The following is an 11,320-nucleotide window of genomic DNA, read 5'->3' as shown; positions in this document are numbered from 1 at the left end:
CGTCCTCGCCGCCGTGCTGAACCGCCCCGGCAGCCTGGGGCCGGAGGCCGGCAAGCGGTCCCGCGGCGAATTGCCGCTCGCGGCCGCCGGCGCCGCCACGGCGCAGGAAGCCGCCGCGGGCATCGCCGACCTGCCCGCCGCCGCCTGGCGGCCCTTCAACATGGTGATCGCCGACCGCCACGCCGCCTTCTTCCTGCGCGGGCTGGGCGACGGCGCGATCGAGGCGCAGCCACTGGCCGAAGGGCTGTCGATGGTCACCGCGCACGACCCGAACGACCCGACCAGCCCACGCACCCGCCGCCATCTGCCCCGCTTCCGCGCCACCCCGCCGCCTGACCCCGCCGAAGGCTGGGACCGCTGGGCCGACCTGCTCGCGGATTCGGCGTTCGACCCCGAGATCGGCCCGGCCGAGACGCTGAACGTTCCGCCGATGGGCGGCTTCGGCACGGTCTGCTCCAGCCTGCTCGCCCTCGGCCATGACGGCGCGCGGCGCTGGATGTTCTGCGCCGGCGCGCCGGGCTCCGCGCCCTTCCGCCCGGTGGATCTGCCGTCCCCCGCCTGACGCCGGGCTGCCTCTCGTCGCGGGCGATGGCCCTGCCGGGGCGCGCTTGCTATATGCCGCCCTCCCCCGCCGGGCGGCGTCCGTCCCGACGGTTCGAAGGATTCCTCCCGCCATGGCGCGACGCCGACAACTCTACGAGGGCAAGGCCAAGATCCTGTTCGAGGGCCCGGAACCCGGCACCCTGGTCCAGTACTTCAAGGACGACGCCACCGCCTTCAACGCCCAGAAGAAGGGCACCATCACCGGCAAGGGCGTTCTCAACAACCGCATCAGCGAATACCTGATGACGCGCCTCGCCGAGATCGGCGTGCCGACGCACTTCATCCGGCGGCTGAACATGCGCGAGCAGCTGATCCGCGAGGTCGAGATCATCCCGCTCGAGGTCGTGGTGCGCAACGTCGCGGCGGGCTCCCTCTCCTCCCGCCTCGGCATTCCCGAAGGCCAGCGCCTGCCGCGCTCGATCATCGAGTACTACTACAAGAACGACCAGCTCGGAGACCCGATGGTCGCCGAGGAGCACATCACCTGCTTCGGCTGGGCAAGCACCCAGGACCTCGACGACATGGTCGCGCTCACGCTCCGCGTGAACGACTTCCTCACCGGCCTCTTCCTCGGCGTCGGCATCACGCTCGTCGACTTCAAGCTGGAATTCGGCCGGCTGTGGGAGAACGAGGAGATGCGCATCGTCCTCGCCGACGAGATCTCCCCCGACAATTGCCGGCTGTGGGATGCCAAGACCGGCGAGAAGATGGACAAGGACCGCTTCCGCCGCGACCTCGGCAAGGTCGAGGAAGGCTACCAGGAAGTCGCCCGCCGACTCGGCATCCTGCCCGAAGCCGGCCCGCGCGACATGACCGGGCCGGAGAGCATGCAATGACATCCGGTCGTCGCAGGGCGGAACGCAATGGGGGCAACGGAGACGTGAATTGGGTGCGCTCGTCATGAAGGCGCGGGTCTACGTCATGCCCAAGGCCGGCGTGCTCGACCCGCAGGGCAAGGCCATCTCCCACGCGCTCGAAGGGCTCGGCTTCGGCGGCGTCAACGACGTGCGCGCGGGCAAGGTCATCGAACTCGACCTGGCCGAGACCGACCCCGCCCGCGCGAAGGCCGCGGCCGAGGAGATGGCCCGCCGCCTGCTCGCCAACACCGTGATCGAATCCTTCCGCGTCGAGATCGCCTGACATGACCAAGGCGAGCCTCCTCGCCATGGCGGTGCTCACCGTCCTGATCGCGATGGGGCTGCGCTGGCGGGAGGACCGGATGGCGGCGCAGCCGCGCCTGGGGCTCGCCGCCCGCGGCAAGCGCACGGTGAACCGCTGGGTGACGGCCGCCGCCATCGCCACGGCCGCGACTCTCCTCATCATGGGCGGGCTGCACTGGCTGCGCCTGTCCATCGGCTGACCGCAGGAACCCGCCCATGAAGGCCGCCATCGTCACCTTCCCCGGCACCAACCGCGAACGCGACATGCGGCTCGCGCTCAAGCGCGCGACCGGCCGCGACCCGGCGATGCTGTTCCATCGGGACGCGCTGCCGGGCGGGCTCGACCTGGTGGTCCTGCCGGGCGGCTTTTCCTACGGCGACTACCTGCGATGCGGCGCCATGGCCGCGCAATCGCCCATCATGCGCGACGTGAAGGACTTCGCGGCGAAAGGCGGCCACGTGCTGGGCGTGTGCAACGGCTTCCAGATCCTGATCGAGGCCGGCCTGCTGCCGGGCGGGCTGCTGCGCAACCACACGCTCCGCTTCCTGTCCATGGACTGCACGCTGCGCGTGGAACGCTCCGGCACGGCCTTCACCAGCCGCTGGCAGAAGGGGGCGACCTTCCGCGCGCCGATGGCGCATGGGGACGGCAACTACTTCGCCGACGACGCGACGCTCGACCGGCTGGAAGGCGAAGGGCTCGTCGCCTTCCGCTACGTGGACGAGCGCGGGGAGGCGACGGAAGCGGCGAACCGCAACGGGTCGGTGCGGAACATCGCGGGGATCCTGTCGCCGAACCTGCGGGTGTGCGGGCTGATGCCGCACCCGGAGGACCTCGTCGACGATCTGATGGGCGGGACGGACGGGCTGCCGATGTTCGAAAGCCTGGCCGAGGCCTTCGCGGCGGCGTGACCCGAAGACGCAGGGGCGCTGCCCCTGCACCCCGGCAGGAAACTGAGTTTCCTGCACCTTCCGAACCCGTCAGCCCTGCCCGCCGAGTCGGGCGGGATCTCAAGGCAGCGGCGCAGGATAGGAAAACTTGACTATTTTGTTCCGCCTCCGCATCTTTCCCCCATGCCCGACCTCACCCCCCTCCAATTCCACGCCCTCCTCCCCTTCATCCTCCCCCGCTCTCCCCAGGGCCGCCGCATCTCGGATCTGCGCGAACGCATGAACGCCATCTTCCACATGGCCTCCGGCGCCGATCCCTGGCGCTGCCTCCCCGAACGCTACGGCAAGGCGGACACGGTCTGCCGCTACTTCCGCCGCCTGACCAAGGCGGGGCTATGGGAAAGGCTGCTCGAAGCGCTCAAGGACAGCAATCCCACACACCCCCTGTGGGAGATCGCCAAGGGAATCTTTCGCGCGTGCCGCCGCGCCGTCCGGCTGCGCGGGCTGCGCTTCATCATGCTCATCCGCCGCCTCGGCTTCATCGACGCGCTGAACGGCCCGCCGGACAAGGTGCCGAACCCCGCAATCGCCATCTGGCTGAAGCGCTTCCAGATGCCCCCGACGCCGACCGGCCGGCTTCAGGAAGAAATCTTCCTCGACATCCTCCGCCTGCTGAAGCGCCTGCACCGCAAGGCCGGCGGCGTCATGCGCCTGCCGCGCGCCACGCGCCTGGCCTGGTCGTGACGGCGCCTCTGGACAGCGGGCGCGACGGTGCCGACAAGGCGCCATGACCGCTGCCGCCCCCGCCCCGCTCGACCCCGCCCGCGCCACCCAGCTCGCGGCCGAATTCGGCCTCAAGCCGGATGAGTACCAGCGCGCGCTCGCCATCCTCGGCCGCACGCCGTCGCTGACCGAGCTCGGCATCTTCTCGGTCATGTGGTCGGAGCACTGCTCCTACAAATCCTCCCGCGTCTGGCTGCGCGAACTGCCCACCAAGGCGCCCTGGGTCATCCAGGGGCCGGGCGAGAATGCCGGCGTCATCGCGATCGGGGATGGGCTCGCCGCCGTCTTCAAGATGGAAAGCCACAACCATCCGAGCTGGATCGAGCCCTACAACGGCGCGGCGACCGGCGTGGGCGGCATCCTGCGCGATGTCTTCACCATGGGCGCGCGGCCGATCGCGAACCTCAACGCGCTCCGCTTCGGCAGCCCCGACGCGCCGCGCATGAAACAGGTGATCGACGGCGTGGTGCGCGGCATCGGCGGCTACGGCAATTGCGTGGGCGTCCCCACCGTGGGCGGGGAAGTGAATTTCCATCCCGCCTACAACGGCAACCCGCTGGTCAATGCCATGACGGTCGGCATCGCGAAGGCCGACCGCATCTTCACCGCGGCCGCGACCGGCGTCGGCAACCCGGTCGTCTATGTCGGGTCCAAGACCGGGCGGGACGGCATCCATGGCGCGACCATGTCATCCGCCGAGTTCAGCGCCGACAGCGAGGAGAAGCGCCCCACCGTCCAGATCGGCGACCCCTTCGCCGAAAAGCTGCTGATTGAGGCCTGCATGGAGCTGATGGCGACCGACGCCATCGTCGCCATCCAGGACATGGGCGCGGCGGGCCTCACCAGCTCCGGCGTCGAGATGGCCGGCAAGGGCGGCATGGGCGTCGAGCTCGTGCTGGACCACGTGCCCCAGCGCGAAGAAGGCATGACGGCCTATGAGATGATGCTGAGCGAGAGCCAGGAGCGGATGCTCATGGTCCTCAAGCCCGGCCGGGAAGCCGAGGCCGAGGCGATCTTCCGCAAGTGGGAACTCGACTTCGCCGTCATCGGCCACCTGACCGATACGGGGCGCATCGTCATCCGCCACAAGGGGCAAATCGAGGCCGACATCCCGCTCGCGCCGCTCGAATCCGAAGCGCCGCTCTATCGCCGCCCGACGGAGGAGACGCCGAAGCAGCCGGTGCTGGACGCGACGACGGTCGCCGACCCGATCGGCATCGCGCCGGCGCTGCTGCGCCTCGTCGCCTGCCCGGACCTCTGTTCCCGCCGCTGGATCTGGGACCAGTACGACAGCTTGGTGAACGGCCAGACGGTCAAGCGCCCCGGCGCGGCGGATGCGGCGATCGTGCGGATCGAGGACCATGACCGCGCGCTCGCCATGACGACCGATTGCACGCCGCGCTACGTCGTGGCGGACCCCGAGGAAGGCGGCAAGCAGGCGGTGGCCGAGGCTTGGCGCAACATCACCGCGACGGGCGCGCTGCCTCTCGCGATCACCGACAACATGAACTTCGGCAATCCGGAGAAGCCGCGGATCATGGGGCAGTTCGCCGCCGCCGTGCGCGGCATGGCGGCCGCCTGCACCGCGCTCGACTTCCCGGTCATCAGCGGGAACGTCTCGCTCTACAACGAGACGGAAGGCCGCGCGATCCTGCCCACGCCGGCGATCGGCGGCGTCGGCGTGCTCGACGATGCGCGGCAGGCGATCGGCCTCGGCCTGCCCGCGCATGCCGACCTGGTGCTGCTGGGGGAAACGAAGGGCTGGCTCGGCCAGTCGATCTGGCTGCGGGAAGTGGCGGGGCGGGAGGACGGCGCGCCGCCGCCGGTGGATCTCGCCGCCGAGCGCAGGGCCGGGGATTTTGTCCGCGGACGCATCCTCGCGGGGGAGGTGCTGGCCTGCCACGATTGCGCCGATGGCGGGCTGCTCGTGACGGTGGCCGAGATGGCGATGGAGACGGGAATCGGCGCGACCCTGGCCCCGGCGCCCGAGGGCGAGCCGGAGCACGCCTTCTGGTTCGGGGAGGACCAGGGCCGCTACGTGTTGGCCTTGGCCGATGCCGCGCCGCTGCTGGCGGCGGCGGCGGCGGCGGGCGTGCCGGCGATGCGGCTCGGCCGGTCGGGCGGCGGGGACTTGGTTCTCGCCGGCGGCCGGTCCATATCGGTGGCAGCGCTGCGGGGGGCGCATGAAGCCACCCTCCCCGCGCTGATGCAGGGGAGGCAGGTCTGATGGCGATGCAACCGGCGGAGATCGAGGCGCTGATCAAGGCGGCGCTCCCCGATGCCGAGGTGACCATCGAGGACCTGGCCGGGGATGGCGACCACTACGCCGCGAAAGTGGTCTCCGAGGCGTTCCGCGGCCTCTCCCGCGTCAAGCAGCACCAGATCGTCTACGCTGCGCTGCAGGGCCGCATGGGCGGCGTGCTGCATGCGCTGGCCCTGCAGACCTCAGCCCCGGAACAGGACCCCGTGCGATGAGCAACCCGACCTTCGACCGCATCCAGGCCGACATCACCGAGAACCCGGTGGTGCTCTTCATGAAGGGGACGCCCGTATTCCCTCAGTGCGGCTTCTCGGCCCGCGTCGTGCAGATCCTCAGCCACATGGGCGTTCCCTTCAAGGGCGTGAACGTGCTGGAGGACATGGAGATCCGTGAAGGCATCAAGTCCTTCACCAACTGGCCGACCATTCCCCAGCTGTATGTGAAGGGCGAGTTCGTCGGCGGCTGCGACATCGTGATGGAGATGTTCCAGTCGGGCGAGCTCTCGACCCTGCTGAACGAGAAGGGCGTGGCCCACAAGGCCGAGGCCTGAAGCGAAGTCCGGGACCGTGCCCCACGGCGCGGTCCCGGGCTCCCTGGCGGGTTCGTCCGGATACGGCCTCAGCGCCCCGTCAGTCGCGCGATGTTGATGGCCCGGGCATAGGCGAGCTTCGCCTCGGCCGGCGCGTCCCCCTGGACCTGCACCAGGATGCGGTTGTCCACCAGCATCTGGATGTTCCCGTCATTCGCCTGGATGGCGCGCTGTTCGCCCACGCGCACCAGCCGCCCCATCGCCCCGGCCAGCATCGGGTTGGCCAGCACGGCGCCGAGCTGGGCGATCATCGGGTTGTCGCTCATCACCTGGATCTCGACCGACTGCCCTTGCGCATTGGCGTAGCGGCGGGAGGCGGTGCTGCCGCCGAACAGCCCGGCGACGCCGGCGGCGGTCGACTGCGGCTCCTCCGCCGTCCAGCCCGGCAGCGCGGCGGGCAGCGCGCCGGCAAGCCCCTCGGCGGCACGCTGAGCGAGGAGTTGCAGGGCCTCCTGCAACGCGGTCTGCGCCGCGGGTATGCGGCCCGCGGCATAGGCGCGCTGCGCCTCGGCGATTGCGTCGGAGACCTCGTCGGCGCGCGCCGGCGCGACGGCAAGCATCGCGCCCAGCGCGGCGGTGAGAAGCATGGAACGTCGCATGGGGGGGCATCTCCGGCTTGGTTCGGCGAGCATAGCCGAGCCGCGCGCGCCGGCCGATTCCTCGAAGCCACAGCCCGTCGGCGCAGCGGCGATCAGGCGCGGGGGCCGGTCAGCCCTCGGCGCATTCGGCAAGGACGCGCAGTATCTCGGTGCCGTAGCGCTCGACGCGGGATCGTCCCATGCCCGGCACTTCATACAGCGCATCGATCGTGGAGGGCCTCCTGGACGCGATGCCGGCAAGCGTCCGGTCGTCCGCCACGACATAGGCCGGCACCGACTGCGCCTGCGCGACGCTTCGCCGCCAGGCCCGCAGCGCCTCGAAGCATGGCTCGCCGGACGCGGCGACGGGTTCGCTGGCGGTCGCGCGCCGGCTGGCCGGCTGCACGGCATCCTGACGGAGCATCACCGGTTCCTCCCCGCGCAGCACGGGGCGCGCGGCCTCGGTCGCGACGAGCTCGCCATGGTTCTCGACCGCGACATCGAGCGCGCCGCGCGCGACGAGCTGCCGCGCCACGCCCCGCCAAGCCGCATCGGGCAGGTCCTTGCCGATGCCGAAGGTCGGCAGCCGGTCATGGGCGAACTGCGCCACCTTGTCCGTCAGCCGCCCGCGCAGCACGTCGACCACATGGCCCACGCCGAAGCGCTGGCCTGTGCGCACCACGGCGGAGAGGAGCTTCTGCGCGGCGACCGTGCCATCGACCAGGCGCGGCGGGTTGCGGCAGACATCGCAGGCGCCGCACGCGGGTTGTGCCGGCTCCTCGCCGAAGCAGCGAAGCAGCAGCGCACGGCGGCAGGTCGCCGCTTCGGCGATCGCGATCATGGCGTCCAGCCGGCTGCGCTCCACGCGCTTCTGCTCGTCGCCCGCCGGGCTTTCGGCGATGCGGTGCCGGGCGATGGCGATGTCGCCTGCCCCGTACAGCAGCAGCGCCGTCGCCGGCAGCCCGTCGCGGCCGGAGCGGCCGATTTCCTGGTACCAGCTTTCGGGGCTGCGCGGCAGGTCGAGATGCGCCACCCAGCGGACATCGGGCCGGTCGATGCCCATGCCGAAGGCGATGGTCGCGGCCATGATCACGTCGTCACCGCGGGCGAAGCGGCGATGCGCGTCCCGCTTCGCCCCGGCATCCATGCCGGCATGGAAGGCGAGCGCGTCATGCCCGTCGGCGCGCAGCCATTCCGCCGTGCTCTCGGTTCGCGCGCGACTGCCGCAATAGACGATGCCGCAGCCGCCGACCTCACGGACCAGGCCGCGAAGCTGGGACCGCTCACTCTCCCGCGGCTCGGCGCGGATGAAGATGTTTGGCCGGTCGAAGGATGCGCGGAACACCGGCGCGTCACCAAGGCCGAGCTGCAGCCGGATGTCATCGACGGTGCGCGGATCGGCAGTCGCGGTCAGCGCGAGACGCGGCACGCCCGGAAAGCGCTCGCCCAGGACGCCGAGGCCGCGATACTCGGGGCGGAAGTGATGCCCCCACTGGCTGACGCAATGAGCCTCATCCACCGCGAAGAGGGCGATCGGCATCTCGTCCAGCCGCTGCAGCGTGCCATCGAGCGTCAGCCGTTCCGGGGACACATAGAGGAGCTTCAGCCGCCCGCCATGCAGGTCCCGGAGCACGGCGCGCGCTTCGTCGGGCGGCAGGTCGGAATGCAGCGCGGCGGCGGCGACACCCTGCTGGCGCAGCGCCGCGACCTGGTCCTCCATCAGCGCGATGAGCGGGGAGACGACGACGCCGACACCCGGGCGGCAGAGCGCGGGCACCTGGAAGCAGAGGCTCTTGCCGCCACCCGTCGGCATGAGCACGAGACCGGAGCCGCCTTCCGTCGCGTGGCGGATGATCTCCTCCTGCCGCCCGCGGAACGCTTCATGCCCGAAGACGCGGCGCAGCAGGTCGCGCGGATCCTCCATCGCGGCGCTCATCGCAACGCGCGCCCGCCTTGGGCCGCGTGCCCCGTGCGGCGACGTACCGGTTGCGGCAGCGCCAGGCCCCACCGGAGGCCCGCGACGCAGGCGTCTGGCGAGGAAAGGCGAGGCATCTGCGGCGACTCCGGCAAGGGCGGCGCGCCTTGGTCGCGCGAAGCGCTGTCCCGCGTCAACGCCCGGCCGGCCACCTCATCGCGAGCAGGCGGCCCCGCCGAGCACGCAGAACTTCGCGCAATGCGGATGGTTGAGCGAGACGGGCCGCGCCGCCTCCGCCAGGGTCGCCCCGACCTCGAAGCCAGGATCATGGGGCAGCAGCGTACAGGCGGTGAAGGCAGGCCGGTCGGCGCCGCGCCGCTTCACGAGCATCCGAGACGATGCGCACATCATCGACTCCGGCGACTTGCGCAGGATGCTCCAGCAGGCCTCGGTGATCTCCGGTACGTCGATGCCGGCATCCATCTCGGGGAAGAGCATCAGCGCCACGGCGTCGGCCGCATCCACGGCAATTCCGTGCGCTGTGAAGAGCGCCGCATAGCCCGCCCGCATCGCCGCCTCGTCGCCGGCGCCGAAGCCGGCGCGGCCGGCGACATGGATCTGGAAGCCGCCCTCGGCGAGCCAGCGGAGCCCCTCCATCGTCTTCGCGAAGGTGCCCTCCCCCCGCTCGAGGTCGTGCAGCGCCGCCTCATGGTGATCGAGGGAGACCCTGATCGTCAGCCGCTCGCCGAATGCTTCGCGCAGCGCCAGCAGCGCGGCCGCATGGTTCATCATCGGCTTCATGGCGTTGGTCAGCACCAGCGCGCGCAAGCCGCGGCCCATCACGTCGCGCAGCATCACCGGAAGGTCGCGGTTCAGGAAGGGTTCGCCTCCGGTGAAGCCGACCTCCTCGAGTGGCGCCCGCAGCGCCGCGGCCTCGTCCAGCGCAGCCCCGACCTCGGCGGCCGAGACATAGACCAGCGCATCGTTGCGCGGGCTGCTCTCGATGTAGCAGTTGCGGCAGGTGATGTTGCAGAGGGTTCCGGTGTTCACCCAGAGCGTCCGCAACCCTCCGAAGGCCACGACCGCGCGCCGTTCGCCCTTCGCCGTGATCGCCGGGTCGCGGAACTTCGCTGGGTCCAGCCGGCGCGGCAGGGTGGTCGAGAGGTTGCTCATCGCGATATCTCAGCTAGCTGTGGTCGCCTTGATCCGACGCAAGGACCGTCGCCGCCACCCTTCCTAGAAACGTGACGTCCGGTCTGGACGGGCGGCGTCCTGCCGGGCCTCTTCGCAGCAAGGGAGAGTGTCATGGTTCCTCGTATGCCTGTCCCACGTTCGGAGTCTTCGCCGGACCTGTTCGGGACGTTACAGCGGGAAGTGAATCGGGTCTTCGACCAGATGTTCGGCGGCGCGCTTGCGCCGGCCGCGGGCTTCGCGCCGTCTGTCGAGATGAAGGAGACGGCGCAGGGCGTCTCGGTCACGGCCGAATTGCCGGGGCTCGAGGAGAAGGACATCGAGATTTCCCTCGATGGCGACCTGCTGACCTTGTCGGGCGAGAAGCGCGCCGAGACGACCGAGGAGAAGGAAGGCGTCCACATCTCCGAACGCAGCTACGGCAGTTTCCGCCGCACGCTGCGCCTGCCCTGGTCGCCCGATCCGGCGAAGGTGGCCGCCACCTTCGAGAAGGGCGTCCTGAGCGTGACCCTGCCCCGGCCGGCGGAGGCCAAGCCGACCGTGAACCGAATCCCGATCGCGGGCGCGAGCGCCAAACCGGCGGGCTGAGCCTCGCCTAACCGGCGGCCGCGATCGCTCGGCCGCCGACCAGGCGGAGGATCCGGCTTGGCCGCTCCACGCCCGTCAGGTGATGCAGGATCAGGATGACGCTGCGCCCTGCGGTCGCTTCATCGAGCGTCTGGAGAAAGGCGCGTTCCGTATCGGCATCGAGCCCCGCGGCCGGTTCATCCAGGATGAGCACCGGCGCGGGGGAGAGCAGCGTGCGCGCGAGCGCGAGACGTCGCGCCTGCCCGCCCGAAAAGCGCAGCCCCCCTTCCCCGCATTGTGTCTCGAGACCCTCCGGCAGTCCCCGCACCAGTTCGCCCACCTGCGCCCGGTCGAGCGCCTTCCACAGCTCGGTCTCGGTCGCCTCCGGGGCGGCGAGGCGGAGGTTGGCAGCGATGCTGTCGTCGAACAGCCGCGCATCCTGGGTCAGCCAGGCGACCCGCCGGCGCAGCTCGGCCGCCGGCAGGTCGGCGATGTCGACCCCACCCAGCGTGATACGGCCTTGCTGCGGGGCGGCAAATTTCAGCAGCAGCGCGGCGAGCGTCGACTTCCCCGCGCCCGAAGGCCCAAGCAGCGCGATGCGCGCGCCCTCGGGCACGTCGAGATCGAGCCCCTCGAAGACTGCAGGGCGGTCGGGCGCCCAGGCGAATCCTACGCCCGCGATGCGGATCGCATGGCCGGTGGGCGCCGCGGCGGGCCGGGCGGGTTCGGCCACCGGCGCAGGCGCGTCCGCCGCCTCGAACAGGCGCCGCGCGCCGGCGGCGG

Annotated in this window: 14 protein-coding genes; 10 read left to right on the top strand and 4 right to left on the bottom strand. The window is 70.9% G+C overall.

Annotation, left to right across the window (positions count from 1 at the left end; genetic code table 11):
* The 9 genes from HW577_RS12705 to grxD form a co-directional block, all read left to right on the top strand.
* Positions 1-562, top strand: a 562-nt coding sequence (locus HW577_RS12705; protein ID WP_198376506.1) for an NRDE family protein, incomplete at its 5' end; no start/stop codon positions are given.
* Between the two features lie 112 nt (positions 563-674).
* The gene (gene purC, locus HW577_RS12700) at positions 675-1,439 is read left to right on the top strand and encodes a phosphoribosylaminoimidazolesuccinocarboxamide synthase (protein WP_198376505.1); all 765 of its coding nucleotides are present in this window, start codon (positions 675-677) and stop codon (positions 1,437-1,439) included.
* 64 nt (positions 1,440-1,503) lie between these two features.
* Positions 1,504-1,743: a phosphoribosylformylglycinamidine synthase subunit PurS gene (purS, locus tag HW577_RS12695; protein ID WP_198376507.1), complete on the top strand. Its 240-nt coding sequence runs from the start codon at positions 1,504-1,506 to the stop codon at positions 1,741-1,743.
* 1 nt (position 1,744) lies between these two features.
* Entirely contained in the window at positions 1,745-1,963 is a 219-nt protein-coding gene (locus tag HW577_RS12690; RefSeq protein ID WP_198376504.1) for a hypothetical protein, read from the top strand.
* Between the two features lie 16 nt (positions 1,964-1,979).
* Positions 1,980-2,675, top strand: coding sequence for a phosphoribosylformylglycinamidine synthase subunit PurQ (gene purQ, locus HW577_RS12685; RefSeq protein WP_198376503.1), 696 nt, complete (start codon positions 1,980-1,982; stop codon positions 2,673-2,675).
* A 162-nt stretch (positions 2,676-2,837) separates the two neighbouring features.
* On the top strand, positions 2,838-3,398 hold the full coding sequence (locus HW577_RS12680; RefSeq protein WP_198376502.1) for a transposase: 561 nt from the start codon (positions 2,838-2,840) through the stop codon (positions 3,396-3,398).
* Between the two features lie 43 nt (positions 3,399-3,441).
* Complete coding sequence (purL, locus tag HW577_RS12675; protein ID WP_198376501.1) at positions 3,442-5,664, top strand: phosphoribosylformylglycinamidine synthase subunit PurL; 2,223 nt, start codon at positions 3,442-3,444, stop codon at positions 5,662-5,664.
* Positions 5,664-5,912, top strand: coding sequence for a BolA family protein (locus HW577_RS12670; protein WP_198376500.1), 249 nt, complete (start codon positions 5,664-5,666; stop codon positions 5,910-5,912). The genes purL and HW577_RS12670 overlap by 1 nt, the downstream gene beginning before the upstream one ends.
* Positions 5,909-6,247, top strand: a complete 339-nt coding sequence (gene grxD / locus HW577_RS12665; RefSeq protein ID WP_198376499.1) for a Grx4 family monothiol glutaredoxin — start codon at positions 5,909-5,911, stop codon at positions 6,245-6,247. Before HW577_RS12670 ends, grxD begins: the two co-directional genes overlap by 4 nt.
* Before the next feature lie 68 nt (positions 6,248-6,315).
* Here grxD and HW577_RS12660 read toward each other — a convergent pair whose 3' ends face one another.
* From HW577_RS12660 to HW577_RS12650, 3 genes are all read right to left on the bottom strand, one after another.
* Complete coding sequence (locus tag HW577_RS12660) at positions 6,316-6,885, bottom strand: hypothetical protein (RefSeq protein WP_198376498.1); 570 nt, start codon at positions 6,883-6,885, stop codon at positions 6,316-6,318.
* 109 nt (positions 6,886-6,994) lie between these two features.
* Positions 6,995-8,800 carry a DNA helicase RecQ gene (recQ, locus tag HW577_RS12655; RefSeq protein ID WP_198376497.1) on the bottom strand — a complete coding sequence of 602 codons (1,806 nt, stop codon included), beginning with the start codon at positions 8,798-8,800 and terminating at the stop codon, positions 6,995-6,997.
* Positions 8,801-8,992: 192 nt separating this feature from the next.
* The gene (locus HW577_RS12650) at positions 8,993-9,952 is read right to left on the bottom strand and encodes a radical SAM protein (RefSeq protein ID WP_198376496.1); all 960 of its coding nucleotides are present in this window, start codon (positions 9,950-9,952) and stop codon (positions 8,993-8,995) included.
* A gap of 201 nt (positions 9,953-10,153) precedes the next feature.
* On the opposite strand from HW577_RS12650, the gene HW577_RS12645 reads away from it, so the two are divergent.
* On the top strand, positions 10,154-10,558 hold the full coding sequence (locus tag HW577_RS12645) for an Hsp20/alpha crystallin family protein (protein ID WP_198376495.1): 405 nt from the start codon (positions 10,154-10,156) through the stop codon (positions 10,556-10,558).
* A 7-nt stretch (positions 10,559-10,565) separates the two neighbouring features.
* Here HW577_RS12645 and HW577_RS12640 read toward each other — a convergent pair.
* Positions 10,566-11,320 (bottom strand): ATP-binding cassette domain-containing protein (locus HW577_RS12640; protein WP_198376494.1); only part of this gene is annotated, 755 nt, incomplete at its 5' end.

Origin of the sequence: Neoroseomonas rubea, from assembly GCF_016106015.1 — a bacterium.
Lineage (GTDB): Bacteria > Pseudomonadota > Alphaproteobacteria > Acetobacterales > Acetobacteraceae > Neoroseomonas > Neoroseomonas rubea.
Note: the sequence above shows the minus strand (reverse complement) of the source record. Positions and strands in the feature narration are given on the sequence as shown.

Bases quoted from the DNA above. Each gene is read 5' to 3' on its own strand.
- purC (WP_198376505.1), top strand. From the start codon at position 675: ATGGCGCGACGCCGACAACTCTACGAGGGCAAGGCCAAGATCCTGTTC.
- purS (WP_198376507.1), top strand. From the start codon at position 1,504: ATGAAGGCGCGGGTCTACGTCATGCCCAAGGCCGGCGTGCTCGACCCG.
- HW577_RS12690 (WP_198376504.1), top strand. From the start codon at position 1,745: ATGACCAAGGCGAGCCTCCTCGCCATGGCGGTGCTCACCGTCCTGATC.
- purQ (WP_198376503.1), top strand. From the start codon at position 1,980: ATGAAGGCCGCCATCGTCACCTTCCCCGGCACCAACCGCGAACGCGAC.
- HW577_RS12680 (WP_198376502.1), top strand. From the start codon at position 2,838: ATGCCCGACCTCACCCCCCTCCAATTCCACGCCCTCCTCCCCTTCATC.
- purL (WP_198376501.1), top strand. From the start codon at position 3,442: ATGACCGCTGCCGCCCCCGCCCCGCTCGACCCCGCCCGCGCCACCCAG.
- HW577_RS12670 (WP_198376500.1), top strand. From the start codon at position 5,664: ATGGCGATGCAACCGGCGGAGATCGAGGCGCTGATCAAGGCGGCGCTC.
- grxD (WP_198376499.1), top strand. From the start codon at position 5,909: ATGAGCAACCCGACCTTCGACCGCATCCAGGCCGACATCACCGAGAAC.
- HW577_RS12660 (WP_198376498.1), bottom strand. From the start codon at position 6,885: ATGCGACGTTCCATGCTTCTCACCGCCGCGCTGGGCGCGATGCTTGCC.
- recQ (WP_198376497.1), bottom strand. From the start codon at position 8,800: ATGAGCGCCGCGATGGAGGATCCGCGCGACCTGCTGCGCCGCGTCTTC.
- HW577_RS12650 (WP_198376496.1), bottom strand. From the start codon at position 9,952: ATGAGCAACCTCTCGACCACCCTGCCGCGCCGGCTGGACCCAGCGAAG.